This window comes from Streptomyces sp. RLA123 (genome assembly GCF_056270165.1).
In genome coordinates this window covers 972297-998248 of record NZ_JBWDOR010000003.1, presented here as the reverse complement: position 1 = coordinate 998248, position 25952 = coordinate 972297, and the positions used below count along the sequence as shown (strand labels likewise).

The window sequence follows — 25952 nt, the reverse complement described above, 5'->3', positions numbered from 1 at the left end:
GGCACGCCCCGGGGGCCGCGTCCGCGGCCCTCGGGGCTCACATCTCCGTGCCGTCCAGCCCCGCGGCCGTCACCCGCAGCTCCTCCGCCAGCGACCGCTGGAAGGCGGTGACCAGGGCCTGCACGACCATCGGCTGGAGGTCCTCGGTGAGGCCGCGCATCCGCGCCCGGTCCTCCCGGTCGGGCTCCCCTGCCATGTACGGCTGCCACACCTCGCGCTGGAAGAGCCGGTGCAGCTCGTGCGCGACCGCGCGGGCGTGCTTGAGCACGATCTCCCGGGTGGCCAGCACCGTCTCCAAGGGGATCGGCACGTCCAGCAGACGCACCCCCAGGTGCAGCATCGCCGGGTTGACCAGCAGGACCTCCGGGTCGACGGTGGCGTGCAGCACCCCCATCGCGGCCAGCCGGTCCAGGTCGTGGCCGCTCAGTTCCCGTCCGGCCCGCTGCTCCAGCCGGGCGCGCGGGAGTTCCTCCGCGGTGTCCGGCATCCAGGTGGCCACCAGCGCCCGGTGCAGGGCCAGGTCCTGCGGGGTGATGTCGCCCGGCAGCTGGTCGAGGTAGCGGCCGATGGCGGCCAGGGTCAGGCCCTGGTGCTGCAACTCCTCGATCAGCGCCAGCCGCGCGAGGTGGTCCGGCCCGTAGAGCCCGACGCGGCGCGAGCCCAGTTCCGGCGGCGGCAGCAGGCCCTTGGCGCTGTAGAAGCGGACGGTGCGGACGGTCGTCCCCGCGCGGGCCGCGAACTCGTCGACCGTCAAGCGCGGTTCGTCCGCCGCGGGTCCCTCCTGGCGTGCGGCGCGGGACTGCGTCATGCGCGGGGTCTCGCTCTCTCGCTCGCCGCCCTGGTCATGACACCAGTATGACCGCTCGCTCGCGCGGGCCGGCCGGCCGGTCCCGCGGACCTCCCGGTCCCTGGCTCAGTCCCAGTCCAGGCACAGGACGAGTGCGTCGTCCTCGGCGTCGGGCACCGCTCGGTAGCCGGGAAGCTCGCGCAGCACGGCCCGCGGCACATCGGCCGGCGGCACCAGCCGGGTGGCCAGCATCGCCCGCGCCAGGGCCTGTTCGCCGTACGTCTCACCGGACGCGGAAGCGGTCCCGTACACCCCGTCGCTGACGACGACGAGCCGGTCGCCGGAGCGCACCTCGAACCGCTGGACGACGTAGGGGGTGTCCTCGAACATGCCCAGCGGCAACTGCGGCTCGAACGGGACGGCCTCCACCGCACCGTCGCGCAGCCGGTACACCCGCGGCGACCCGGCGTCGACCACGTCGACGGTGCCGGTGGCCGGCTCGAAGCGCATCAGCAGCACCGACAGATATCTCTCACCCCGGTACTGGGCGAAGACCGCCTGGTCGGCCAGGACGGCCTGGTCGGCGAGCGGAACACCGGCACGCCGGGCGTTGCGCAGCGCACTGACGGCGAGACTGGTCAGCAGGGCCGCGTCGATCCCCTGGCCCATGCCGTTGGTGACGGTCAGCGTGAGGTCCTCCTCGGACGCGGACCAGTCGAAGTTGTCGCCGTGGATGTCGTAGGCGGGCTCCAGCTGGGCGCCGAGCGCGTACCCGGGACGGGCGAGGGAGTGCCCCGGCAGCAGCTGCCACTGGATCTCGGCGGCGAGCGTGAGGCGGTCGAGGCGGCGGGCCCGCAGATACCGGTCGGTGTCACGGTCGGCGACCAGGATGTGGTGGCCCAGCATCTCGGCGATCTCGCCGAGGTCCGCGACCGCCTCGGCGTCATCGGCGTCATCGGGGGCGGGCCCGGCCGCGAGCCCGACGCTGAGCACGCCGAGGCGGTCGCCGCGCACGCTCACCGGCAGGTGCAGCAGCACACCGCCGGCGACGGCCTCGGTGACCGGTTCCTGAGCCCCGAACGCCCGGCCGGCCGGACTGGCGGCGATCCGGACGACGCCGTCGGCGCCGGGCTGTGCACCCACCGTCTGGAGCACGGTCTGGCCGTAGTCGGCCAGCAGGACGTCCACCGAACGCGCGCCGTAGTGCTGCCGCAGAATCCGGCGGACGGCGTCGGGGAGGGCATGGGGGGCGGAAGCGCGCAGGGCGCGCTCGGCGGAGTGGAGATCGGAGGTGTTCACCGTTCGCTGGGGTCCTTCTGGGTGGAGGGGAGGGTCGGTTACGGTGGCAGGGCCGAGGGGAGCCGTGATGTGTACCCCTATATCCGTTTCCTGCCCGCTCCGGGCCCGAGACATGACGCCCAGGAGATGACCTTGTCCGCGAGTCGCTCGCCCGACCGGGACGTTGTCGCCGAGGCGTCGTCGATGGTCGAGGCGCTGGAAGTGCTCTGGGGCCGGGGCCGGGACGCGGGGGACCCGCCCGTCCCGCCCTCGCAGCTGCGCCTGCTGTTCGCGCTGGAGGGGAACGAGGGCGCCAATCTGCGCACCCTGTGCGAGCTGCTCGGCGCGGCGCCGCCGGCGATGAGCCGGCTCTGCGACCGGCTGCAGGCTGTGGGATACCTCACCCGGGACATCAGTCCGACGTCGCGCCGCGAGGTGCGCCTGTGGCTCACCCCCCGCGGGGCCGCGCTCCTCACCGAACTGCGCGAACGCCGTGAGCGGGAGCTCGCCACCGTGGTCGCCGCGATGCCCGAGCGCGCCCGGCGCGCCCTGCTGGAGGGGCTGGCGGCCTTCCGGAGCGCGGCGGCCTCCACAGGGCTGTCCGCCGTCCCCGCCGTGACGGAGGGGCGGAGCCGCAGCGCATAGGTGCGCACGGCATCCTCACTTCTTGAACGGGCTGTTCCCGACCCGGGTGTGCTCCGTGTATCCGTTGCAGGGTATTACTGTTGCCCGACGGCAATGATCGATGAGGGTCCGCAGTGTCGCAAAGGCTGCCCGGCCAGGGCTTCCTTCGCGTACGATCCCATCGCTCCGCAAGGGGCACCGCTGGGGTGGGGAGACGACGTGGAAGGCAACACCCTTACTCCGTCTGGGGGGCTGATCCCCAGACCGGGCGACAGCACGAGCCGGCGGCTCGCCGTGCTCCTGGTCGAGGACGACGCCGGCGACGCACTTTTGGTCGAGGAACTGGTGGCCGACAGCGGCGTGCCGGTCGAGCTGCGGTGGGTGCGCTCCCTCGCCGAGGCCGGCGACGCCCTCGGCGCCCGCCCCGCCGACTGCGTCCTGCTGGACCTGCACCTCCCGGACGGCCAGGGGCTGGCCGCCCTCGGCCGGGCGCTGGCCCTCACCCAGCGGGCGGCGGTCGTCGTGCTCACCGGCCTGGCCGAGGAGCGCACGGGGCTCGCGGCGGTGTCCGCCGGCGCCCAGGACTATCTCGTCAAGGGGCGCGTGGATCCGGAGCTGCTCGGCCGGGCACTGAGGTACGCCGTGGAGCGCAAGCAGTCGGAACGGGCCGCCATCGCGCTGCACGCCAGCCAGATGCGGGCCGAGGAGAACGCCCGGCTCGAACGCGGTCTGCTTCCGCTGCCGATGCTGCGCACCAAGGACGTCACCGTCACCGCGCGCTACCGTCCCGGCCGCGCCGACGCCCTGCTGGGCGGAGACTTCTTCGATGTCGTGGAGACCGCGGAGGGTGTCGTCCACGCGGTCATCGGCGACGTCTCCGGCCATGGCCCCGACGAGGCCGCGCTCGGCGTGGGCCTGCGCATCGCCTGGCGCACCCTCGTCCTCAGCGGTGTCACGGGCGAACGCCAGCTGTCCCTGCTGGAAGAGGTGCTGGTCGCCGAACGCGCGGCACCCGAGATCTTCGCCACCGCCACCGTGCTCACCCTCAGCCCGGACCGCCGCGGCGCGTCTGTGTGGCGGGCCGGCCACCACGGCCTGCTCCGCAGCACGCCGGAAGGCGGCGTCGAGTACGCCGAGCCCCCCGGCGGCCCGGCCCTCGGCATGATCCCCGGCGCCGGGAGCTGGCCCGAGGGCCGGCTCGACCTGCTCCCCGGACAGGCCCTCACCCTCTTCACCGACGGACTGTTCGAGGGCCGGGCCGGCAGCGGGCGGCTCGGGGAGGACGGGCTGCTCACGCTGGCCAGGGAGCACGCCGCGCTGGCGGCGCCGGAGTTCGTCGACACCCTGATCGACCGCGCCGAGTCGCTGGCCGCCGGACACGGCGGCTTCGACGACGACGTCGCGGTCGTCCGACTCGACTGGGACATCACGTCATGACCATCACGCGGCTCACCCATGCGGGCCGGATCGTCCTCGCGCCCGCCGCCCTGGTCGTGGTGGTGGGCGCGGTCGCGGGCGTCGCCGCCCCCCAGCCCTCGCACACCGCGGCCGCGAGCCGGCCGGCCGGGTACACCCTCGGCGCCGGCGGCCCCGGCTCGCCACCGGCCCTGATCCGCCCGGCCGCGCTCCACGAGGCCGCCCCCGGCCCCGGCCGCGTGCCCGGGTCCGCCGTCCCGCCGCGCACCTCGGCCGCCGCCCAGGACGACCGCTCCGGGCTCACCCTGCCGTACTGGGCCGTCGCGGCCGTTCTGGGCCTCCTCCTGCTCGCCGCGGCGGGGCTGGCCCTGCTCGTGCACCGCAGGGCCCTGCGGCAGCTCGCCCCCTTGCGTGAGGCCCTGCGCGAACTGGAGGGGTCCCGGCAGTCCTCCGACGCCGAACTGGCGCAGTCCCGGCAGCGGGAGGAGCAGCTGCGGGGCGCCGGCAGCGAGCTCCAGCAGTTCGCCTACGTCGCCTCGCACGACCTGCGGGAACCGCTGCGCAAGGTCATCTCCTTCTGCCAGCTGCTGGAGAAGCGCTACGGCGACCGCCTCGACGAGCGCGGCCTGCAGTACATCGCGTACGCGGTCGACGGCGCCAAGCGCATGCAGGTACTCCTGGGCGACCTGCTGGCCTTCGCCCGCTCGGGCCGGCCCGACGAAGGCGACGTCGTGGTCGCGCTGGACGAATCGCTGGATCAGGCGCTGGCCAACCTCGCCGTGCCGATCGAGGAGTGCGGTGCCGCGGTCGAGCGGCCGAAGTCCCTGCCCCGCACCATCGGCGACCCGACGCTCCTGACGATGCTCTGGCAGAGCCTGCTCGGCAACGCCGTCGCCTTCCGTTCGCCGGAGCGCGCGCCGCGGATCGGCATCACCTCGGACGGCCCGGACGAGGACGGCCTGCTCGGCTTCGCCGTCACCGACAACGGCGTCGGCGTGCCCCGGGCCTACGCGGAGAAGGTCTTCGGCGTCGTGCCGCGCCCGCGCGAGGGGGAGCCCGGGGGCGACGGCAGCGGCATCGGTCTGGCCCTCTGCAAGAAGATCGTGGAGCATCACGGCGGCCGGATCTGGCTCGACCCCGCGCCACGCGCGGGCACCCGTATCCGTTTCACCCTGCCCGCCGCCGCGCGGCCCGCCCCATTGGAGGACTGACGCCTTGACCGTGCCGCCCCAGCCGGAACCGATCGTCGTCCTCCTGGTCGAGGACGACGCGGGCGACGAGCTGATGACCCGTGAGGCATTCGAGGAGCACAAGATCCGCAACGTCCTGCACGTCGTGCGCGACGGCGAGGAGGCGCTGGACTTCCTCCACCGCCGCGGGCAGCACGCGGACGCCCCCCGGCCGGGTCTGATCCTGCTCGACCTCAACCTGCCGCGCTACGACGGCCGCGAGGTGCTGGCCGACGTCAAGGCCGACGCCTCGCTGTGCGACATCCCGGTCGTCGTCCTCACCACCTCCGAGGCGGAGGAGGACATCGTGCGCAGCTACAGGCTGCACGCCAACGCCTATGTCACCAAGCCCGTCGACTTCGAGCGGTTCATCGAGGTCGTCCGGCAGATCGACGAGTTCTTCGTCACCGTGGTGAAGCTGCCGGGGCGCTGACCCGCCGGCGGCCGGCGCCGGCCGTCCCTCAGACGTCGCGCCAGCGCGCCATCGCGCCGGAGAAGAGACCGAACAGGACCAGCCCCACGGCGACCGCCGCAAGGAGCCAGGGCCCGGCGGGGGTCTCGCGGAACGTCCGCAGGGTGTCGTCCAGTCCCTTGGCCTGGCCGGGGTCGAAGCGCACCGCGGCGATGACGGCGAAGCAGCCCGCGGCGGCGAACACCACCCCGCGGCTCGTGCCCCCGCCCACGCCCAAGGCCTCGACCACCTTGCGGGTACGCGGCGACATGGCGCCGGTACGCAGGTGCTTGCGGAATCGGCGCAGAATCGCCCGCACGGCGATCCAGCCGCCCGCCCCCACCAGGACCAGCCCGGCCGCGCCGACCAGCCAGCGGCCCATCGGCCATCCCAGCACCTCGGCCGTGACGTCCTTGGAGGTCTGGTCGCTCGACCCCCCGGCCCCGCCGCCGGAACCGCCCGATCCTCCGGATCCGCCGCCGGATCCGCCGTTCACCGCGAAGGTCGCCACCGAGTAGGTGACGAAGCCGTAGAAGACCGCGCGGGCCCCCGACTGCAACCGCTTGGACGCCTTGCCGCCGTCCGGCCCTGCTGCTCCGAAAGCGGCCTCCGACAGCCGCCACAGCGCCATCCCGGCCAGTCCCACCGTCAGGGCCCATACCAGGACGCCGCCGAGGGGCTGAGCCGCCAGCTCGGACACCGCGCCCCCGCGGTCGGCCTGCTGCGAGGAACCGTCGAAGGCGATCCGCAGGGCGAGTACGCCGGTCAGTGTGTAGATGACCCCACGGGCCGTCAGCCCCGCGCGTGCGCCGGCCCGGATCGCGCGCCGCCCCCCGCTTCCGGGCCGCACCGCGGCGGCTGTTCCCGACGTCTCCATGCCGGCCTCCCTGAGCTGGGCCTGTGTACCTGAATCCCCCCGGCCGTCGGCTGCCCCGTACCGGGCCGGTGAAACAGCGGGGCCCGGTGATCGGGACGCCGGCCCGCGTGGACCCGCCGGTCCGGGGTATCCGGGTGGAGGCAGACAGACATTCGAACGCGGGGACGCGAGAGTTGGGGTAGGGATGGAGATGTCGAGCATCATCAGTGCGATCGTGATCGGCCTGGTCATCGGTCTGCTGGGACGCCTGCTGGCGCCCGGCCGGCAGCCGATCGGCCTGGTGTGGACGATCGTCGTGGGTATCGTCGCCGCGTTCCTCGGCAGCGCCATCGCCGCGGGACTCGGGGTCGCGGACACCGATGGTGTCGACTGGATCGAGTGGCTCATCCAGATCGCCCTGGCGGCTGTCGGTGTCACGGCGCTGGCCAGGACCCGGCTGGGGCGCTGACGGCAACGACGGTCCGGCCGCCCCGAACGGGGCGGCCGGACCGTCGTGCGCGGACCCGCTCAGAGCACGTCGAGCAGGCTCGGGTCGTAGAGCGAGCGGTTGCTGAGCCCCTGGCCCACCGCGACCGGGGCGACCGGGGCGTCCTTGTCGGGGAAGCCGCCGACACCACCGACGCCGCCGCCGATCCCGCCGCCGCCGATCCCGCCGCCGCCGCCGCCCCCGCCGCCGTAGTTGCCGCCGCCTCCGCCGTAGTTGCCGCCTCCGCCGTGGCCGCCGCCGTGGTGGCGGCCGCACTTGCAGTGGTGCCGGCCGTGGTCGCCGCGACCGCGGCCGTCGTCGCAGCGGCCGTCACGTCCGCCGCCGCGCCGGTCGCCGCGGTCGTCGCCGCGTCCGCCGCGGTCGTCCCCGCGTCCGCCGTCACGCCCGTCACGCCCGTCGCGTCCGCCGCGGTCGTCGTCGCAGCGGCCGTCGCGCCCGCCGCGTCCGTCGCCGCGGTCGTCCCCGCGTCCGCCGTCGCGCCCGCCGCGTCCGTCGCCGCGGTCGTCCCCGCGTCCGCCGTCACGTCCGCCGCGTCCGTCGCCGCGGTCGTCCCCGCGTCCGCCGTCACGTCCGCCGCGTCCGTCGCCGCGGTCGTCCCCGCGTCCGCCGTCACGTCCGCCGCGGTCGTCCCCGCGGTCGCCCCGGTCGTCGCCGCGTCCGTCGCCCCGGTCGTCGTCGCGGCCGAAGTCGCCGCGGTTGAAGTCGCCCCGGTCGTTGCCGAAGCGGTTGTCGTCGTCACCCCGATCCCGGCCGTCGCCACTACCGTTTCCGTCGTCCTGCGCGACGGAGGGGACCGCCGCCGGGCGGGCCGGGGTGGTGGCGGCCTGGGCCGAGGCCGGCCACGCGAGTGCCGCGGCCGCCAGGCAGGCGGCGGCGGTGCCGCGGAGAAGGTACGTCTTCGCCATCGGTCGTCCCAATCTGATGAGATGTTACATAGCTTAGCGAAACGCATATTAAGCACATATCGCTCCGAGCCGCGCGCAGAGGAACCGGGAGGGAACGATGACCGACACCTCGGAAGGACACGAGGAACGGGGCCGGGACGAGACGGAGGACGAACGCGCGGACCGGATGTGGGGTGAGCTGATCCAGGAGGTACGGGTAGCCCAGACCGGCGTGCAGATCCTCTTCGGCTTCCTGCTCACCGTGGTCTTCACCCCGAACTACCAGCGGCTGGACACGGTGGACCACACCATCTACATCGTCACCGTCGTGCTCGGTGCGGCGGCCACCGGGGCGCTCATCGGCCCGGTCTCCTTCCATCGGATCGTCGCCGGCCGGCGGATCAAGCCGGAGAGCGTGCGTTGGGCCTCGCGGCTGACGTTTGCCGGACTTCTGCTCCTGCTGGCCACGATGGCCTGCGCGGTGCTGCTCGTCCTGCGGGTGGCGACGCACGGCGCCTATGTCCCCTACGTCGTGGCCGGGGTGGTCCTCTGGTACCTGGCCTGCTGGTACGGGCTGCCGCTGTGGGCCCGTACCCGTCACGGCAGCCGGGACTGACGGCGTGGGAGGTAGTGGGCACGAGGAAAGCCGCCGCGATGCGCGGCGGCTTTCCTCCGTACGGGTGGTGCGGCGTCAGACGTGCAGGACCCGGTCCACCAGCTCGCGGTATCCCTGAAGGGCCACCCGCAGCTTCTCGGTGTCGGTCTCGTCCCGGCCGCCGTCCCAGCCCGCGCGCAGTGCGTGGCGCCGGCCCTTCAGCTCCTGGACGAGCCGTTCGGTGGCCTCCTCCAGGACGTGGTCGGCCTCCTCCACCGCGTGCCGCGGCTCGTCGACGAAGCCGCCGACAGCCTGCTGGAGCCGGCGCTGGAGCTTGTCGGCGTCCTCCGCCGTCGCCTTGGGGGCACCCGGCTCCCGCGGGGTGTGCGGGGCCCGCACCGGGTGCTCCGGCTCGGCGGTGGGAACGCGCCGCGCCTGCTCCGCGGGCTCCCGCGGGTCGCTGGACTCGTGCGGGTCGGCGGTCCGATCAGGTGTCACGGGACCGTGCGCGGCCTCGGATTCGCTCACCCGTCCGGACGGAGAGGGCTGTGAGGGCCGCGAGCGCTGCCCGGGCCGCTGGGTGGCGCGCTCGGTGCCGGGCGTGACGTCATTGCTCTTGACGTCGATCCGCTCGTCGGTCCCGGGCTCGGTCGTCCTGTCGTCGTGGCCGGACTCGTTCATGGGGTTCATCGGTTACTCCCGGAGGGCAGATGCGAACGGCGGGAGCCGCGGCGTCCGGTGGCGGTGGTGTCGCCATCGGTGCCGGTCCCGCTCTCGGTCTCGGTCTCGCTGTCACCGGCGGGGGCGTCGGCCCGCCCGTCGGTGTCGTGCCGGTTTCGGGCGGCGTGCCGCGGCTCCTTGCCCCCCGCGACGAGGTCGTCGAAGAGCGTGCGGGCCTTCAGCAGGCGGGCGCGCAGGTCCTCGGTCTCGGTTGTGGGGCGGTCACCGTTGTGCTCCCCGGGGCGGGCGGCGGCGCCGCGCAGATCGCGGTACGCCTGGAGGTGGCGCGGGCGGTGCACCGACAGCGCGTCGATCTGTTCGCCGGAGTCGGCCGCCGGGAAGCCGCGCTCGCGGGCCAGCCGGTCGAGCAGGCCGGCCGCCTCGCGGACGGACTGGGCGGGGGAGTCCACGAACCGCTCCTGGAGGGCCGCCCATTCGGCCCGGTACTCCTCGCTCCTGCGGGCCTCCAGCGGGCGCTGCGTCAGATGCCCGTGGCGGTCGACGCGTTCCTGCAACTCCTTGTGGGCGGCGGCTGTGTCGCCGTCGTGCCGGGCGAGCGTACGTTCGTATTCGGGGCCGAAACGCCGCCTCAGATGTCCCGGCCCCTGCCCGCGGCGCGTCAGGTACAGCGCCGCGGCGGCGATCAGGACTACCAGGACGACCGCCCCGATGATGATGCCCGTGGTCATGGTGTGCCTCCTGGGGACCCATGGGGGTCCCGGAATGGGATCTGACCTTGTTTCGGGTCCCTTGTCGTGTCTACGGTGCGTGTATCCGCGATCCGTCTCTCCACGCACATGTCTCCCGGACGAGGCGCCCCGGGAAGGGAGGTGGCGCGGAGCAGCGCGCGCTCAGCGCGGCAGTACGACCTGGATGACCTTGCCGCCCCGGGCGAGCAGGGTCACCCTGATGTCCCGTGCCAGCCGGCGCACCAGGCGCCAGCCGTAGCCCCCGGGCAGGAAGCCGCCGTCCGCCGGCGGCGTGGCGGGCAGCCGGGAACTGTGGTCGCCGACCGAGACGCGGATGCCGTCCGGCCCGGGCAGGACCTCGAAGCCGGCGATCCCCTCGCCGTAGCGGAACGCGTTGGTGACGAGTTCGGAGACCACCAGAAGGCAGTCCTCGACCCGTTCCGGATCGATCCCGGTCAGGCGGGCACGGGCCATGTCACGCGCCTCGCCGATGGACGCGGGGAGGCCCCCGCCACTGTGTGCGGCGGTGGGCACCTGTCCTTCGTCATCCGTTTGAAGGCTGTACACGTACGATCACCCCGTAGGCCTCACTGGTCCCTGTGTGTCTGCCCGGCCGTGCCGGTCCTACGCGGCCCGGTGGACAGATTTACGTCACCCCGGAATTGGGGGGCATGCCCGGTGCGGGACCGGGTACCCGAACGGCAGTACACGCGTACACGTCGCTGGACGGGTTGAGGAGGAACTGTGATCGCGGACGTCAGGAAGACGATGGTCGGGTCCGGGGTGGAGAAGGCCGTCGTGGACGGACTGCCGCAGATCAGCGACCCGCGCAGTGTCGCACCCTCGGACGCGCGGGCCCTGTCAAAGCTCTTCCTCGAGCGGCTGACGGTTCTCGAGGAGGGCACGCCCGACCACCAGTACGCGCGGAACACCCTCATCGAGATGAACATGTCCCTGGTCCGGTTCGCGGCGCGGCGCTTCCGTGACCGCGGCGACGACATGGACGACATCGTGCAGGTCGGCACGATCGGTCTGATCAAGGCCATCGACCGCTTCGACATCTCGCGCGAGGTCGAGTTCACCACCTTCGCCGTGCCGTACATCGTCGGGGAGATCAAGCGCTTCTTCCGCGACACCACCTGGGCCGTGCACGTGCCGCGCCGGCTCCAGGAGCGCCGGGTCGAACTGGCGCGCGCCCGGGACGAGCTGTCCTCCCGGCTCGGCCGGGCCCCGAAGGTCGCCGAACTGGCCGCGCTGATGGACATCGGCGAACACGAGGTCGTCGAGGCGCAGGTCGCGTCCAACGGCTACACCGCCTCCTCCCTCGACGCGGCGCTGACCACGGACGACGGCGACGGCGACGAGACCGTGCTCGCCGACTTCATCGGCGCCCCCGATCCGGGCATGGAACTCATAGAGGACCTGCGCTCCCTGGCCCCGCTGATGACCGAGCTGAGCGAGCGCGACCGGCGACTGCTCCACCTGAGGTACGTGGAGGAGCTGACGCAGGCCCAGATCGGCGAGATCATGGGCTGCACCCAGATGCATGTCTCCCGTCTGCTGTCGCGGACCATCGCGCGACTGCGCGCCGGAATGCTCCAGGACGGTTGCGCCGGCTGACGCCGCCCCCTCGGTGCCCGCGCCCCCACCGGGGGGCGCGGGCCCTCTTGTGCGCGGCCCGCGACGCGCGTCCTACGATGCGCGGATGACCGATCACGATCACGCGCCGCCGGGCTGGCACTACCGTCCCCTGGTGCGGATGACCCCACGGGACCCGCGGGAGGTGCACCGGGTCTCCACTCCGCTGGAACTGCTGTTCGACCTGTGCTTCGTGGTGGCCGTGGCGCAGGCCGGCGTCCGGCTCGTGCACGCCGTCGCCGAGGGCCACTTCGGGCACGGGGTCGCCGGGTACTGCTTCGTCTTCTTCGCGATCTGGCTGGCCTGGGTCAACTTCACCTGGTTCGCCTCGGCCTACGACACCGACGACGTCCCCTACCGAATCGCGACGTTCGTGCAGATCGTCGGCGTCCTGGTGCTGGCGGCCGGTGTGCCCCGCGCCTTCGACCAGAACGACTTCACCGTCGCCGTCGCCGGCTACGTCATCATGCGGATCGCCCTGACCTGCCAGTGGCTGCGCGCGGCGCGCAACACGACGGCGGCGGCGCGGACCACGGCGCTGCGCTATGCCGTGGGCCTGGTGGTCGTCGAGACGGGATGGATCCTGCTGCTGCTGGTCCCCGGTGGGGTGTTCACCTGGGGATTCGTGGCCATGGCCGTCGCGGACCTGTCGGTGCCGGTCATCGCGGAACACGCGCAGCGGACCACCTGGCACGCCCACCACATCGCCGAACGCTACGGGCTGTTCACCATCATCGTGCTCGGCGAGTCCGTCGCCGCCGCGACGGTGGCCGTGCAGTCCGCGGTGGACGAGTTCTCCGCGCTCGGCGAGCTGCTGCCCATCGCCTTCGGCGGACTGCTCATCGTCTTCGCGGCGTACTGGATCTACTTCTCCACCCCCGTCACCGAACACCTCGCCAGCGGCATCCGGTCGTTCGTGTGGGGTTACGGCCACTACTTCGTCTTCGGCTCGGCCGCCGCCGTCGGAGCGGGGCTCGAGGTGGTGGTCGAGCAGGCCGTGCACAAGGCGCACATCTCGCAGACGGCCGCCGCCTTCGCGGTGACGCTGCCGGCCGCGCTGTTCCTGCTGACGGTCTGGCTCATCCACTCCCGGCGGGCCAAGCGCGGCCTGGCCGAGCACGCGGTTCTGCCGGTCTGCGCCGTGCTGGTGCTGGCCAGTACGTTCTGCGGGCACTGGGCGGTGCCGGTGGCCGGGGTGGCGATGGCGGCGGCGGCCGCCGTGGGGGAGGCCCTGAACTCCCGTCGCCGGCGGGCCGCCTGAGACGGACGGGGTGCCCCGCCGGCGGGCGGGACACCCCTGCGTGCCGGATGTGCCTCAGGCGTGCGTCATGCGAGGGTCAGGGGAACGAGACGACGTTGGACGGCACCGTCGAGGTTCCCGAGGTCGCGCCACCGGTGCTGTTGATGACGTGGTCGTACTGGCCCATGCCGCCGAGGGACACCACCAGGACGTCGTGCATCTTGACCCCGGCCTTCACCGGGACCTCGAAGCCGTGGTCCATCCGGATGGTCGGATCAGTGGTGAAGTTGCAGTAACTGCCCACGCCCCAGGCCTCATGGGTGGTGACGGAGTCGTCCACCTTGTAGGCGGCCCAGCCCTTCGTGGCGCCGTTCTGGATGGCGGCCTGGTTGGGGGCGTCGTAGGCGATCTCGTTCTGGTAGAAGATCGTCCTGCCGTCCTGGCCGCTCCACTGGACGTCGTACTTCTTGAAGTGCTCGACGAACAGGCCGGTGGCCAGGACGTCGTCGCCGTTCACGCGCAGGCCGTAGTCGGCCGCGTTGGTGTCCCAGCCCACCCCGGCCCCGTGGTCGGCGCGCCAGATCCAGGTGTGGTCGATGATGGTGTCGTCGCTGTTGACCTCCACGCTGGTGGTCGCCTTGCCCGGGCCGGCGCCGCCGATCCGGATGAAGACGTCCTGCACGGTGGTCGGGTTGGCGGCGTGGTCGGCGGCCGCGCCCTGCGGGCCGACCTGGAGCAGCACCTGGGAGTTGACCGCACCGGCGTCGATCAGGAAGCCGGCCAGCTTCACGCCGTCGACGTCCGCGACCTTCATGGCGGTGACGCCGTTGTCGGGGATGATCGTCGCGAGGCCGAGGCCGAGCACGACCGTGTTGGCGCGGTTGACGTTGATGGTCTGGTCGACGTGGTAAATGCCCGGGGTGAACAGCAGGTTGAGGCCCTGGGCGAGCGCGGCGTTGATGGTCGCGGCGGTGGCGCCCGGCTTGACCACGTAGAACTGGCTCAGCGGGATCGAGGAGCCCTGCGGCGCGCCGGCGCCCCAGGTCGTGCCGCGCGCGTTGGTGCGCTTGGCGGGCACAAAGACCTTGTAGTCGTTGCCGTCGAGGTACAGGAAGGGCTTCTCGCGGGAGACGGGGGTGGTGTCGAGTGTGGTGTACGGCGGGTTGGGGAAGCTCTGCGCGGGAGCGCCCTGGACGCCGGAGAAGACCATGTTCCACACGCCGTTGGTCCAGCCGCCGACCGAGCTGTCACGGGTGTACCACTGCTGCTGCGAGTACGGGCCCACGGTGCCGTCGATCTTGCTGTCGGCGATGTAGCCGCCGCTGGCCCAGCCGTACCCGTTGGGCGCGAGGTTGAGGCCGCCCTTGACGTGCATGCGGCGGAAGGGCGCGGCCTGGGCGACGGCCCAGCGATCGGTGCCGCTCACCGGGTTGAGAGCGAGGTTCTCCGCCGAGCGCCAGAAGTTCTGGGTGGCGTTGCCGTTGAACCAGCCTGCGTCCACGGTGACGTCGCCGTTGAAGGTCGTGTCGTCGGGGGAGAGGCCGAGCCCGGCGATCGAGGTGTAGAAGCCGATGTTGGCGTTGATGTTGTTGTACGTGCCGGGCTTGAAGAGCAGCGCGTAGCGGCCGGTGCCGAACTGCGCCGCCTCCTGCTGCTGGAAGACCTGGTCCAGTTTGGCCTGGATGCCCGCGGTCGTGGGGTCGAAGACCAGGACGTTCGGGCCGAGGTCGCCGCCGCCCGGGATCACCGGTCCGGTGCCGCCGTCGGTGGTGTGCACGGCGAACTCCCAGAGCGAGTAGCCGTACTGGGTGTGCCGGGCCGTGCCGTTCATGCGTACGTAGCGGCCGGTGCCGCTGACGGCGCGGGTCTCGGTGCCGCCGGCGCCGGTCGTGGTGGAGGCGGCGGTGGTCCAGTCGGTGCCGTTGGACGAGATCTGGATCTGGTATGAACTGGCGTAGGCGGCTTCCCAGGTGAGCACGACCTCGCAGAGGGTCTGCGAACTGCCGAGGTCGACCTGGAGCCACTGCGGGTCGCTGAAGGCGCTGGACCAGCGGGTGCCCGCGTTGCCGTCGACCGCGTTGGCAGCGGCGGTGCCGGCGTTCTCGGTGGAGGAGGCGGTGGCGGTCTTGCCCTGGGCCGCGTTGGTGGTGCCGCAGGCCGCGGCGTGGGCCCTGGTCAGAGGGCCGGCGGGGACGGCGATCAGGGCGAGCAGGACGGACAGCAGGGCTATCAGCCCTAAGTGTCTGCGGTGGGCGTCGTTGACGTGGGGTCTCATCGGAACTCCTGTCTCGGCCGCGCGACTTAATTCAGGGCGTGAGTTAAGACGTGAGAGAAGTGGCGGTCAAGTGGTCCGGCAGGAACTGTTTCGGACGGAGTCGCGGGCCGTCGGCGCGTGAGAACCTCGAACGGTCGGTGACCTGCGGGGAGTCCGTTTCCTTCGCTTGTTGAACGCGAAGCGGGTTCCGCGAGCCGCGGGGACGTCCCCGTCTCGGCCCTGGCGTGAAGTCTTGACGGCGAACGCGGTGCCGGCTCGGCTGCCGCCCCGGCGAAGGGAACCGCTGCCGGAACCGGCGCCCTCGAACTAATGATCTTCACACGTTACACTCCGCGGGTGTCCGAACTCCGCACACTCGCCCTGGAACTCCGGCAGGCGATCCTGGACTGCCCCGACGCCGGCCTGGTCTCCCTGGAGCGCTTCCCCTACGGCTCCTGCGGTGACGCGTCGGTCCTGCTCGGCGAGTACCTCCACGAGAACGGGATGGGCGTGTGGAGGTACGTCAGCGCCTGGGAGAACGGCGCCTCCCACGCGTGGATCGAGAAGAACGGCCTGCGCGTCGACATCACCGCCGACCAGTTCGACGGTGTCGACACCCCCGTGATCATCGCCTCGGGGGGCGGCTGGCACGACCGCTTCACCGTCGACCACGCCGCCTCCCACGGCGCCCTCATCGCCGTCCGGGACGCGTACACCCGCGCCGAACTGCGTGCCGCCTACGACCGGCTGACCTCCTTCATCCGGCAGCGGACGCCGCGAGTCGACGCATGACGACGGGGTCCAGCGCCGGGTTCGCCGCCGCGTGATGGGCCAACTCCTCGTCGTCGAGGAGCTCCGCCAGCCGGGCGGGAGGCAGGTTCGGGTGGCGTGCCGCGGCGGCCCGCACCCGCGGATCGGGGTCGCGGGCGAGCCCCTCCACGGTCTCCGCGGCGGTCTGCGGGTCCCGGCAGGCCAGCACCCGCACCGCCGGGTCCTCGTGGCCGGCGTACCGGGCCAGCCCGGCGGTGGGGAAGTCCGCTCGGCTGGTGAGGTGTTCGCGCTCGGGACCGGTGTACTCCAGGAAGCTGCGCAGCAGCAGGGCCGCCGGCGCCCCCGGGTGGTTCTGCGCGAGCAGGACACGGACGCCGAGGTCCTCGTCGGCGGCCAGGCGCTCCACCAGGTCGGGCGGCAGGAAGCGGTTCCGGGCGGCCCGGCGGCGCAGCATCGGATGGCCGGACAGGGCATTGCGGCGCAACTCGGCCGGGTCACCGGGCACCCGTGGCTGCGGCCACGGGACGAACGGCTCGTCCATCGGGACCTCGAAGTCGATGGCGGCACGTTCGGCGTCGGTCAGCGCGGGGTGCATGGACGCGGCGAGCCGCACGCGGGGATCGGTGTCGGTGGCGAACGCCCGCAGTTCGTCACGTTCCAGGTCGCGGCGGTGGGCGGCGCTCCGCCGCACCAGCGGGTCGGGATCCGCTCCGAGGGCCCGGCGCCGCTCCTGCGAGAGCCGGGGATGGCGGGCGATCCCCCGGCGGACCTCGGCGTCCGCATCGGCGGAGAGCAGCGCCACCACGTCCGCGGGAAGGGTGGGGTTGCTCGCGATCGTGGCGCGTTCGTCCTCGGCGGCCGGCGCGGTGAGCACGCTCTCGACGACATTCCGGCTGAGGGCTCCGTAGATGAGCATGCCGGTGCGGGCGTGGCAGCTCCGTGCCGGCAGCTCCCGCTCCACGCACTCCGGGTCCTCGTGCCGCAGACGGTCGCGCACCGCCTCCCGGACCCCTTCGTCGGGATCCGCGAGCAGCGCCTCCCTGACGTCGTCCGGCACGCCGCGCCACTTGATGCCCATGAGCCGCACCTTGGGGTCCGGATGGGAGTGCGCCGACCGCATGAGGCCGGAGGAGACCTGGCGGGATGGCATGCCGCCCAGGATGTCGTCCTCGTAGGTACGGATCATGTGGAGGACGGCCCAGTCCGGCAGCGGTGCGGCGGTCGCGTACCGCGGCAGCGCGGGACCGTCGGCCAGCAGGGCCCGCACGGACCACTCCGGGTCATCGATCAGCCGTATCCGCCGGACCGGGTCGACGTGCGGATTGCGCGCGAAGCGGCCGCGTACGGACCGGTCCGGGTGGGCGATCACGGCCTCGGCGACGGTGTCCGGCAGCGGCCGGTCCTCGCACAGTGTCATTTGGGCCACCTTCGGCCCTTCGGCCAGCAGGCGCAGCAACACGTCCTCGGGGGCGGCGGGATTGAGTGCGAGTCCGGCGAGCCTGCGTTCGCCGAGGTCGGTGGTGGCGGCGATCCGGTGTGACGCGATCATGCGGTGGACGGCCTTTCGTGCCGGGTCGGGTACCGTTTCTGCGCACCCCTCAGGGGTAGACGCGAACGAGGGAGGGAGGCAGTCATGGGTGGTTGGTCCACGACAGTGTTGGTTGTCGCGGGGGTTGCGGTCGCGGCCATGCTCGTGGTCGCTGTGGTGCTGGTGGTAAAGATGGCACGGGTCCGGACCCTGCTGCGCAGCGCCGACGTCCCGCGCTCGGGCAAGCTGGCCTTCTGGGCCGCGGTGATCTATCTGGTGTGCCCGGTGGACCTGCTGCCCGACCCGATCCTGATCGACGACATCGGGGTGCTGCTGCTGGCCCTGCGGTCGCTCAAGAGCGCCGCGGACCAGCAACTGCCCACCACCGGCTTCGGGAAGTCGCGGAAGACGCTCGGCTGACCGCCGGCCGCCGGTTCAGCCCGGGATCGAGGCGTCGCCCGGGTGGCTCAGGGCGACCGGCAGGCACACGGTGAAGCGCGTGTCGCCCGGGGTGGACTCGACGCGGATGTCGCCGTGGTGCTTGTTGACCACGATGCGGTAGGAGATGTCGAGGCCGAGCCCGGTGCCCTCGCCGACCGGTTTCGTGGTGAAGAACGGCTCGAAGATCCGCGGCCGGATCTCGTCGGGGACACCAGTCCCCGTGTCGCCGATCTGGACCAGCAGCCGTTCCGTGCCGTCCCACTCGGTGCGGATGCTGAGGGTGCCGGAACCACCCATCGCGTCCAGCGAGTTGACGATGAGATTCGTCCACACCTGGTTGAGCTCCGCGCCGTAGGCCTGGATCTGCGGCAGGGTGCGGTCGTACTCCTTGACCACCTGCACCCCGCCGGGGATCTTCGCGTGAAGCATCGTCAGCGTGGCGTCCAGCAGCGCGTGCACGTCCACGGTCTGCTGCGGCGCGCGGTCCAGCTGCGAGTACTGCTTCGCCGCGCCGACCAGACCGGAGATCCGGGTGACGGCGTCGTCGATCTCGCCCATGAGCAGTTCGGTGTCGAGGGTGTACGACAGCCAGCGCACGGACGCCTCGAGGCGGTCCTCGCCGACCGTCTCCACCACGGTGCCGAGCCACTCGATGTCCACCCCGCCCGCGATCAGTGTCGGGGCCAGTTCCCAGGAGCCGTTGACGCCGTGGTCCTCGAGCCAGTCCGTCAGCTCGTCCTCCGCGTCCGACGCCTGCAGCGCCGACAGCTCCGGTGCCGAGGCGAGGCGCTTGATCGCGGCGTCCTGGAGCTCGACCAGCTCGTGCAGCTGCCGGGTGTCGAGCCGGCCGTCCGCGATGAGGGCGAGCTTGTGCCGCATGCCGGCGACCCGGTCGCGCAGCGCGGAGGTCGCCCGCACCGCCGCCGCGGCGGGGTTGTTGAGTTCATGCGTCAGCCCCGCGGACAGCGAGCCCAGAGCCAGTAGGCGTTCGCGCTCACCCATGATCGTGTTCTGCTGCCGTACCCCGAAGAACAGCCCCTCCAGCAGGTGCACCGCCATCGGGAACCACCGGTGCATCGCCCCAGCGAACTCGTCGGCCGGGACCACGAAGAACTCGCAGTCGGTGATCGCCCGCAGCGAGTTGGGGTACGTCTGCTCCACCCGGTCCCCGAGGTACGCCTGCGTCGCGCCCGCGTACACCCCGCGCTGGTCCGTGCGGTTGACTTCCACTTGGTCGCCGTGGAGCAGCCTGGTCATCGCCACGGTGCCGCTCAGCAGGATGTAGAAGCAGGTCGCGGGCTCGCCCTCGCAGTAGACGTCGTCGCCGCCCGCCGTCCGCTCCACAACGCCCTGCTCGGCGAGCCAGTCCAGTTGCCCGTCCCCGAGCGACTCGAACAGGAACAGGGTCTTCAGCTGCTCCGGCACGAGCCGGTCCGACATGGTCACTGCGCCTCCAGATAACGGTGCACGAGCGATACGGCCATCGCGCCCTCGCCGACGGCCGACGCCACCCGCTTGACCGACTCCGCGCGGACGTCGCCCGCCGCGAAGACCCCGGGCACGCTGGCCTCCAGGTGGTACGGGTCGCGGGGGAGCGGCCAGCGCCCCGGCCGCCGCCCGCCGGTCAGCAGATCGGGGCCGGTCAGGACGAAGCCCCGCGCGTCGCGCTCCACGACGCCTTCCAGCCAGTCCGTCCGCGGCTCCGCGCCGATGAAGATGAACAGCCACTCCGCGTCCACGGTCGTCACGGCGCCCGTCTTCGCGTCACGCAGCATGAGCTGCTCCAGGTGGTCGCCGCCCTTGCCGCCGACGACCTCGGTGCACGGGTGCAGCTCGATGGTGTCGATCGCGGAGATCTGGTCGATCAGATAGCGCGACATGGAACGGCCCAGGTCGGCGCCGCGGATCAGCAGATGCACGCGGTGGGCGTTGCGCGAGAAGTACACGGCGGCCTGCCCCGCCGAGTTGGCGCCGCCCACGATGTAGACGTCCTGGCCTGCGCAGTTCATGGCCTCGGTCATGGCGGAGCCGTAGAACACCCCTGCCCCGGTGAACTCGGCGAGTCCCGGCGCCTCCAGCCTGCGGTACGACACGCCGGTGGCGAGCACCACGGTGTGCGCCGTGATCGCCGAGCCGTCGCCGAAGGACAGCACCCTTCCGGCGCCCGCCGCCTCCAGGCCCATGACCTCGCGGGTGCTCAGGATCTCCGCGCCGAACTTCAGCGCCTGCCGGCGCGCCCGGTCGGTGAGCTGGGCGCCGGAGACACCGTCCGGGAAGCCCAGGTAGTTCTCGATCCGGCTGCTCTGGCCGGCCTGGCCGCCCGTCGCCCTGCGTTCGACCAGCACCGTGCGCAGGCCCTCGGAGGCGCCGTACACGGCCGCGCCGAGGCCGGCGGGGCCGCCGCCGACCACCACCAGGTCGTAGAAGTCGGCGGACGGCATGGTGCTGAGACCGACGTGCGCGGCGAGCTCGGCCTCGCTCGGCCGCACCAGCGTCGAGCCGTCGTCGGTGACCACCAGCGGCACGTCGTCCGGGGTGAGACCGGCAGCGGTGAGCAGCTGGACGGCCTCCGGGTCCTCCGAGGGCAGCCAGCGGTAGGGCACCAGGTTGCGGGTGAGGAAGTCGCGCACCTTGAACGAGGGCGCCGACCAGCGGTGCCCGACGACCCGGGTCTCACTGGCGGTCGGGTCGGGCGTGGACAGCCACGATTCGAGCAGCGTGTCGATCACCGGGTAGAGGTTCTCCTCCGGCGGGCTCCACGGCTTGAGCAAGTAGTGGTCCAGATCGATGATGTTGATCGCGTCGATGGCGGCCGCGGTGTCCGCGTAGGCGGTCAGCAGTACGCGCCGGGCCAGCGGGAACAGGTCCATCGCGGCTTCGAGGAACTCGACGCCGTTCATCTGCGGCATGCGGTAGTCCGCCAGCATCACCGCCAGCTGCTCGCCGCGCAGCTTGATCTCGCGCAGCGCGCTCAGGGCCTCGTCGCCGGAGGTCGCGCGCACCACCCGGTACCGGTCCCCGTACCGGCGGCGAATGTCGCGGGCCACCGCCCGGGAGACTGCCGGATCGTCGTCGACGGTGAGGATGGTCGGATTCGCCATGTGACCATCATTGCTCCCGAAAGCCCGCGGCGCGCCTCAAAACGAACACTCGTGCCTGGTGGGGCGAGGCATTACGAAACGTCACACTGTATGGCGCATCGTGACGGCCGTGCGGGTGCTGAAAGCGGTGGCCGGCGCCGCCCGGGCGAGGGCGCCGGCCGCGACGGGCCGGCAGGTCAGGCGCCGTCCGTGACCGTGATCTCGGCGATCGTGTCGTAGAACGACAGGTGGTCCTTGATCTCCGGCACGGTGGCGATCGGCTCCGGGTACGCCCAGGCCACGTCGGTGTGGTCGCCGTACGACCAGTAGGAGGCCAGGCCCTTGAACGGGCAGGTGGTGTGGGTCTCGGTCGGCTGGAACCGCGCCAGGTCGACGTCCTGCGGCGGTATGTAGTAGCGCACGGGCAGACCGGTCTCGTGGACCAGGAGCGGGCGCCGGGTGTCGGCCACCATCTGTCCGTCGATCTCGACCCTCACGTGCTGCGTACCGGGCACCGCCGTGACGGTGTGGCCCCGCGTGCTGTGGGTGGATGCCATGAGGCTCCCCTTTTCACTCGGCTCTGGTCGTGCAACCTCACGGAACGGGAGCGCATTCCCCGGGGCGGTGTCCCCCGCATGCACGTATCCGCGTGACCGAAACCGCGTTCGCCCGTTGGCCCTGCAAGATCGCAGCCAAGGAGGAGCGTGAGATGAGCACCCGACGTCACCAAAAGGGCCGCAAGCACCGCACGGTCAACCGCACCCCCCGCCCTGTCGCGGCCACCGCCCCGGTCGACGGACGGCCCGCCTCCCGCCCGGCCTCGCCCGCCACCGCCCTCGCGGCGGCTCCCGCGGGCGTCCCGGCGCCGGTGGTGGCCCCCGCGCCCGCGGCTCCCGCGCCCGTGGCCCCCGCACCGCGCTCGGAGCAGAGCCCGGAACGGGGGCCCGGGGCGCGGCCGGAGCCAGCGGCGGAACGCCGGCCGGAACCCGCCCTGCCCCGCACGGCGCTCAAGACCCTGGAGCAGTTGCGTGCCGCGGGCGGTGACGGCACGACCGTCGACGACCTGAGCGCCGTCGTGGGCTACCAGCCGGCCACCATCGTGCGCCACATCGACACCCTGGTCGCCGCCGAACTCGTCCACCAGCGCGACGGCCGCTGGTACGCGGTGTCCGTGGGCTGAGGCGGCCGCCGTCGCTCAGCAGGTGCGGAAGACGTGCCCGCGTTCCCCGGCGGGCACGACGTCCCGGTCCCGCAGCACCACCGAGAGGCGGTCGCGCCAGCGGCGGCAGGTCCGGCCGAAGTCGGCCGCGGTGTAGGCGACGACCAGGACGCGGTCGGCGTACGCGACGGCGTAGTCGCCGCACTCTGCGAACTCCCCGCACTCCTCGGCCACGGCGAAGTCGAAGCCGACGTCCGCGTGCCGGGGGAGGAGCTCGGCGGTGTTCTTCTGCGCGACGGCCAGTCCCGCCGCGTGCGCCCGTGTCACCAGGAGCCGGGCGTACGCGGCGTTCTGATCAGGCGTCAGCAGACCCTGGGAGCGGTCGAAGGAGTCGAGGTTGTCCGGCTCGACGGCCTGGAACCCCCGCGCGGCGCAGTCGCCGATCCAGCGGCCGACGACCGCGGCCAGCGCGGAGCGCCGGGCGGCCGTCGAGACGTCGAACAGCACCTCGTCCCACTCCTCGTCGACGACGGGGGCACCCCGCCGGTCGCGCAGGAGCAGCTCCGGGTGGTGCCGTCGCCACCACGGCGACGCGCCGGGCTGGGCCTGGAAGGCATTGACGTAGCAGACGGAGTAGACACCCGGGGCGGGCCGGTCGGAGCGGTCGCGGGAGACCACGCTGACGCCCTTCGCGGGCGGGTAGCCGCCGCCGATCTGGTAGTCGAAGCGCGCGCCGGCCGCCGGCGGGGTCACCGGGACGTCTCGGGAGGGGCGTTGGCCGGTGCCGCACCCCACAGTCGGCAGCAGCGCGGCCAGCAGCACCGCGGTCAGGAGGGCAGCCGCGCTGTGCGACGACGGGACGGCGGGGGTGGGCACACGGGCTCCAGGGGGACCGGTCAGAGGATGCCGCCGCCGCCGCTCCAGTGCGGGCCGGTCATCCAGAGCAGGGCGACCAGGGTGTCGATCGCGCCCAGGACCACGGCGATGAGCGGAAGCAGCGGCTTGGCGCCCCGCCACGTACGGCCCATGGCGAGCCAGCCGCAGATCACGGCGGCCGGGCCGAGCAGGATGCCGAGGACGAAGAAGCCGGCGCCGGCGCATATCAGACCGATGACGCCGAGCGTGCCGCGGTCGGTGCCGGTGTTCGTCCGGGGGCTGTGGGGCATGGTTCGCTTCCTCCGTGGTCGGCGCTCGACGCGATGAGCGCGCGGTCGTACGGAAGCCGGTTACCCCGCTTGGCGGCCGCTCAGTGCTTGTCAGGCCATCGGCTGTGCGCGGGGGCGGGGCCGGTGGGGGAGGGGCTACCGGGCCACAGCAGCAGGGCGAAGCCGAGGGCGAAGGCCAGCATGGTGAACACCCCCCGGGGCCAGAAGATGTGACTGTCCCGGAAGGACCAGCACGCGGCGAGCAGGACGGCCGTCCCGGGCACGGCCCGCAGTCCGTCCCGGCTGCCGCCGCGCAGCAGCAGCGTCGCTCCCGTCGCGAGCACGGCTCCGGCGAGGGCCCAGACGCCGGCCCGGCCGAGAGCGTCCCCGGTGGCGAACAGGCGGTTCAGCAGGGCCTCCTGGCCGGGCGCGCCGTACGCGCGCACCGTTCCCCCCGCGATGCCGGCGACCGCGTCCAGTCCGGTGTAGAGGACCGCGTAGCCGTACGCGCCCGCCCAGGCCAGCGTCGCGGCCAGGCCCGCGGCGTCGCGCCGGTGGCGACCCCGCAGGGGGACGGCCAGGCCCAGCGGCAGGAGGGGGAACAACGGCAGCAGCCACACATGCAGTACGGCCCAGTGGTGTGCCGTCCCGGCGGTCAGCGTGTGGGGGTGCACCAGGAGACCGGCGGCCGCGAGGGCCAGGGGAGCGGCGGTGACCAGGGCGAGCCTGGCCGGCAGGGAGGCGGGCATGCCCGCGAGCGTACGAGTGCGCCCGCGGGCCCGCCCAGCCCCACCGGACGGGGGTAAGAATTCCGCAACAACCCGCCGCGGTTCAGCCGCCGAACAACTGCTTGAGCTTGAGGGCCAGTTCGTAGACGCCGTAGGCGAGGGGGGCCCCCACCCACAGCCATGCGAGCGCCGTCAGGGGACGCCGGTCCCGCGCTCCCGTAGGGGCCGGCGCGGTCGCGGTCGCCGCCGGTCCCCGGGTGGGTGCGGGCGGTGTGGAGGGGTCGGTCATCGGACGGCTCCTTCCGACTCGGGGCCGGCCGCCTCGACGGCGGGTGCGGCCGACGGGCCGTCGTGGTGGCGGGCGTTGACGGGGCGTACGAGTTCGTTGGCGACGAAGCCGATGACCAGCAGGACCATCATGATGACGAAGGACGTGGTGTAGAGGTCCGGGCCGGTGCGCCCGGCCGCCTTCTCGTGGTCGGCGATCGCGTTCACGATCAGCGGCCCCAGCACGCCGGCGGTGGACCACGCGGTCAGCAGCCGCCCGTGGATGGCGCCGACCTCGTAGGTGCCGAACAGGTCCTTCAAGTACGCCGGAACCGTGGCGAATCCGCCGCCGTAGAAGGACAGGATGACGGCGGCCGCCAGGATGAACAGCGGCTTGGAGGAGTCGCCCACGAGCGCGATCAGCAGGTAGAGCAGGGCACCCACGCCGAGGTACACGCGGTAGATGTTCTTGCGCCCGACCAGGTCGGAGGTGGCCGACCAGGTGATCCGCCCCAGCATGTTGCCGAGCGACAGGACGCCGACGAAGCCCGCGGCGGCCGTGGCCGCGACCGGAGTGGAGGTGTCCGCGAAGAAGTCGGTGATCATCGGCGCGGCCTTCTCCAGGATGCCGATGCCCGCCGTCACGTTCATGCAGAGCACCACCCACAGGCACCAGAACTGCGGTGTGCGCAGTGCCGTGCGGGCCGACACCTGGGCGGTCGTGACCAGGGGACGCACCGCGTCCTCGGCGGGCGTCCACCCCGCGGGCTTCCAGTCGTCGGCCGGTACGCGTACCAGCAGCACGCCGAACGTCATGAAGACCGCGTAGACCAGGCCCATCACCAGGAAGGTCTGGGAGATGCCCGAGCTGTCGGTGCCGAAGGACGACAGCATCTGGGTCGACCAGGGCGAGGCGATGAGGGCGCCGCCGCCGAAGCCCATGATGGCGATGCCGGTGGCCAGCCCGGGGCGGTCGGGGAACCACTTGATGAGGGTCGAGACCGGGGAGATGTAGCCGATGCCGAGGCCGATCCCGCCCACGAAGCCGTACCCGAGCACGATCAGCCAGTACTGGCTGGTCGCGGCGCCGAGCGCGGAGATGAGGAAGCCGGCGGAGAAGCAGAGCGCGGACACGCACATCGCCCAGCGCGGACCGTTGCGCTCGACGAGGGTGCCGCCGAAGGCCGCGGACAATCCCAGCATGACGATCGCGAGTTGGAAGGGGAGCGCCGACTGGGTGCCGCTGAGGTGGAGGGAGCCCTCCAGCGGCGGCTTGAACACGCTCCAGGCGTAGGCCTGTCCGATCGCGAGGTGGATGGAGAGCGCCGCGGGCGGTACGAGCCACCGGCTCCAGCCGGGTGGGGCTACGGTGCGGGCTCGGCTGAGCACAGCGGGTACGGCGGGTATTGTTGGCGGGGCCATGACATACCTCCCTGGCGATACGTGGCCCCGTGGACCGTACAACTTTCACCCATCCATGGGTAGGGACTTTTCCGAAGTGCCGTGCTCCGGTGCGGAGTTGGCGGGTGATGAGGCCGGGACGGGATGACCCGGCAGCCGGAGGCCCTGGCACGCGCCGCAACCCGGTCGGCGGCAGGCCCGCGTCCTGTGGGCGCACCAGGCCCCGCCGCGCCCAGACGCCGAGCTCGTTCGAACCGCTCACG

General features: G+C 72.6%; 28 protein-coding genes. 11 read left to right on the top strand and 17 right to left on the bottom strand.

The genetic code is table 11. The features are described from left to right. Positions 1-37: 37 nt before the first annotated feature. Both RV983_RS04585 and RV983_RS04580 read right to left on the bottom strand, forming a co-directional pair. On the bottom strand, positions 38-808 hold the full coding sequence (locus RV983_RS04585; protein ID WP_475984474.1) for a MerR family transcriptional regulator: 771 nt from the start codon (positions 806-808) through the stop codon (positions 38-40). 105 nt (positions 809-913) lie between these two features. Beyond that, the gene (locus tag RV983_RS04580; protein ID WP_475984473.1) at positions 914-2086 is read right to left on the bottom strand and encodes a PP2C family protein-serine/threonine phosphatase; all 1173 of its coding nucleotides are present in this window, start codon (positions 2084-2086) and stop codon (positions 914-916) included. A gap of 126 nt (positions 2087-2212) precedes the next feature. On the opposite strand from RV983_RS04580, the gene RV983_RS04575 reads away from it, so the two are divergent. The 4 genes from RV983_RS04575 (at position 2213) to RV983_RS04560 (ending at position 5767) form a co-directional block, all read left to right on the top strand. Beyond that, positions 2213-2710, top strand: coding sequence for a MarR family winged helix-turn-helix transcriptional regulator (locus tag RV983_RS04575; RefSeq protein ID WP_475984472.1), 498 nt, complete (start codon positions 2213-2215; stop codon positions 2708-2710). A 198-nt stretch (positions 2711-2908) separates the two neighbouring features. Next, positions 2909-4126, top strand: a complete 1218-nt coding sequence (locus RV983_RS04570) for a PP2C family protein-serine/threonine phosphatase (protein WP_475984471.1) — start codon at positions 2909-2911, stop codon at positions 4124-4126. Continuing rightward, complete coding sequence (locus RV983_RS04565) at positions 4123-5316, top strand: sensor histidine kinase (protein WP_475984470.1); 1194 nt, start codon at positions 4123-4125, stop codon at positions 5314-5316. The genes RV983_RS04570 and RV983_RS04565 overlap by 4 nt, the downstream gene beginning before the upstream one ends. Positions 5317-5320: 4 nt before the next feature. Then, on the top strand, positions 5321-5767 hold the full coding sequence (locus RV983_RS04560; protein ID WP_475984469.1) for a response regulator: 447 nt from the start codon (positions 5321-5323) through the stop codon (positions 5765-5767). 28 nt (positions 5768-5795) lie between these two features. Here the strand turns inward: RV983_RS04560 and RV983_RS04555 are convergent, their stop codons facing one another. Beyond that, entirely contained in the window at positions 5796-6662 is an 867-nt protein-coding gene (locus RV983_RS04555; RefSeq protein ID WP_475984468.1) for a DUF1206 domain-containing protein, read from the bottom strand. A 184-nt stretch (positions 6663-6846) separates the two neighbouring features. On the opposite strand from RV983_RS04555, the gene RV983_RS04550 reads away from it, so the two are divergent. Beyond that, a complete protein-coding gene (locus RV983_RS04550) occupies positions 6847-7110 on the top strand; it encodes a GlsB/YeaQ/YmgE family stress response membrane protein (protein WP_475984467.1) in 264 nt (87 codons plus the stop codon). Between the two features lie 59 nt (positions 7111-7169). Here the strand turns inward: RV983_RS04550 and RV983_RS04545 are convergent, their stop codons facing one another. Continuing rightward, the gene (locus RV983_RS04545) at positions 7170-8054 is read right to left on the bottom strand and encodes a hypothetical protein (protein ID WP_475984466.1); all 885 of its coding nucleotides are present in this window, start codon (positions 8052-8054) and stop codon (positions 7170-7172) included. Positions 8055-8151: 97 nt separating this feature from the next. Here RV983_RS04545 and RV983_RS04540 point away from each other — a divergent pair, with 97 nt between their 5' ends. Next, the gene (locus RV983_RS04540; RefSeq protein WP_475984465.1) at positions 8152-8649 is read left to right on the top strand and encodes a DUF6328 family protein; all 498 of its coding nucleotides are present in this window, start codon (positions 8152-8154) and stop codon (positions 8647-8649) included. A gap of 75 nt (positions 8650-8724) precedes the next feature. Here the strand turns inward: RV983_RS04540 and RV983_RS04535 are convergent, their stop codons facing one another. The 3 genes from RV983_RS04535 to RV983_RS04525 all read right to left on the bottom strand — a co-directional run bounded on the left by RV983_RS04535 (position 8725) and on the right by RV983_RS04525 (position 10571). Continuing rightward, a complete protein-coding gene (locus RV983_RS04535; protein WP_475984464.1) occupies positions 8725-9318 on the bottom strand; it encodes a hypothetical protein in 594 nt (197 codons plus the stop codon). Beyond that, complete coding sequence (locus RV983_RS04530) at positions 9315-10037, bottom strand: hypothetical protein (RefSeq protein ID WP_475984463.1); 723 nt, start codon at positions 10035-10037, stop codon at positions 9315-9317. The genes RV983_RS04535 and RV983_RS04530 overlap by 4 nt, the downstream gene beginning before the upstream one ends. A gap of 162 nt (positions 10038-10199) precedes the next feature. Next, positions 10200-10571 (bottom strand): ATP-binding protein, encoded by a 372-nt coding sequence (locus tag RV983_RS04525; protein ID WP_475984462.1) that lies wholly within the window; start codon positions 10569-10571, stop codon positions 10200-10202. Between the two features lie 234 nt (positions 10572-10805). Between RV983_RS04525 and RV983_RS04520 the strand changes: the two genes are divergently transcribed. Beyond that, positions 10806-11657, top strand: a complete 852-nt coding sequence (locus RV983_RS04520) for a SigB/SigF/SigG family RNA polymerase sigma factor (protein WP_475990218.1) — start codon at positions 10806-10808, stop codon at positions 11655-11657. An 85-nt stretch (positions 11658-11742) separates the two neighbouring features. After that, on the top strand, positions 11743-12936 hold the full coding sequence (locus RV983_RS04515; protein ID WP_475984461.1) for a low temperature requirement protein A: 1194 nt from the start codon (positions 11743-11745) through the stop codon (positions 12934-12936). 76 nt (positions 12937-13012) lie between these two features. Here RV983_RS04515 and RV983_RS04510 read toward each other — a convergent pair whose 3' ends face one another. Beyond that, positions 13013-15190 (bottom strand): galactose-binding domain-containing protein, encoded by a 2178-nt coding sequence (locus RV983_RS04510; RefSeq protein ID WP_475984460.1) that lies wholly within the window; start codon positions 15188-15190, stop codon positions 13013-13015. A 336-nt stretch (positions 15191-15526) separates the two neighbouring features. On the opposite strand from RV983_RS04510, the gene RV983_RS04505 reads away from it, so the two are divergent. Beyond that, entirely contained in the window at positions 15527-15961 is a 435-nt protein-coding gene (locus RV983_RS04505) for a hypothetical protein (RefSeq protein WP_475984459.1), read from the top strand. Here the strand turns inward: RV983_RS04505 and RV983_RS04500 are convergent. Continuing rightward, on the bottom strand, positions 15927-17489 hold the full coding sequence (locus RV983_RS04500) for a hypothetical protein (protein WP_475984458.1): 1563 nt from the start codon (positions 17487-17489) through the stop codon (positions 15927-15929). The two genes, RV983_RS04505 and RV983_RS04500, sit on opposite strands and share 35 nt — an antisense overlap. A gap of 138 nt (positions 17490-17627) precedes the next feature. Here RV983_RS04500 and RV983_RS04495 point away from each other — a divergent pair, with 138 nt between their 5' ends. Next, positions 17628-17888, top strand: a complete 261-nt coding sequence (locus RV983_RS04495; RefSeq protein ID WP_475984457.1) for a YkvA family protein — start codon at positions 17628-17630, stop codon at positions 17886-17888. Between the two features lie 15 nt (positions 17889-17903). On the opposite strand, the gene RV983_RS04490 is transcribed toward RV983_RS04495, so the two are convergent. The 3 genes from RV983_RS04490 to RV983_RS04480 all read right to left on the bottom strand — a co-directional run bounded on the left by RV983_RS04490 (position 17904) and on the right by RV983_RS04480 (position 21546). Next, positions 17904-19349 (bottom strand): ATP-binding protein, encoded by a 1446-nt coding sequence (locus RV983_RS04490; RefSeq protein ID WP_475990217.1) that lies wholly within the window; start codon positions 19347-19349, stop codon positions 17904-17906. A gap of 2 nt (positions 19350-19351) precedes the next feature. Beyond that, a complete protein-coding gene (locus RV983_RS04485) occupies positions 19352-21010 on the bottom strand; it encodes an NAD(P)/FAD-dependent oxidoreductase (RefSeq protein ID WP_475984456.1) in 1659 nt (552 codons plus the stop codon). A 176-nt stretch (positions 21011-21186) separates the two neighbouring features. Next, positions 21187-21546, bottom strand: a complete 360-nt coding sequence (locus RV983_RS04480; protein ID WP_475984455.1) for a DUF427 domain-containing protein — start codon at positions 21544-21546, stop codon at positions 21187-21189. Between the two features lie 152 nt (positions 21547-21698). Here RV983_RS04480 and RV983_RS04475 point away from each other — a divergent pair, with 152 nt between their 5' ends. Next, complete coding sequence (locus RV983_RS04475) at positions 21699-22169, top strand: hypothetical protein (RefSeq protein ID WP_475984454.1); 471 nt, start codon at positions 21699-21701, stop codon at positions 22167-22169. Positions 22170-22184: 15 nt separating this feature from the next. On the opposite strand, the gene RV983_RS04470 is transcribed toward RV983_RS04475, so the two are convergent. From RV983_RS04470 to RV983_RS04450, 5 genes are all read right to left on the bottom strand, one after another. After that, positions 22185-23024, bottom strand: a complete 840-nt coding sequence (locus tag RV983_RS04470) for an endo alpha-1,4 polygalactosaminidase (protein WP_475984453.1) — start codon at positions 23022-23024, stop codon at positions 22185-22187. A 20-nt stretch (positions 23025-23044) separates the two neighbouring features. Further along, entirely contained in the window at positions 23045-23314 is a 270-nt protein-coding gene (locus RV983_RS04465; RefSeq protein WP_475984452.1) for a hypothetical protein, read from the bottom strand. 80 nt (positions 23315-23394) lie between these two features. Further along, positions 23395-24042: a hypothetical protein gene (locus RV983_RS04460; protein WP_475984451.1), complete on the bottom strand. Its 648-nt coding sequence runs from the start codon at positions 24040-24042 to the stop codon at positions 23395-23397. Between the two features lie 82 nt (positions 24043-24124). Beyond that, a complete protein-coding gene (locus RV983_RS04455; protein ID WP_475984450.1) occupies positions 24125-24310 on the bottom strand; it encodes an MFS transporter small subunit in 186 nt (61 codons plus the stop codon). Further along, positions 24307-25710 carry an L-lactate MFS transporter gene (locus RV983_RS04450; protein WP_475984449.1) on the bottom strand — a complete coding sequence of 468 codons (1404 nt, stop codon included), beginning with the start codon at positions 25708-25710 and terminating at the stop codon, positions 24307-24309. The genes RV983_RS04455 and RV983_RS04450 overlap by 4 nt, the downstream gene beginning before the upstream one ends. Positions 25711-25952 lie beyond the last annotated feature (242 nt).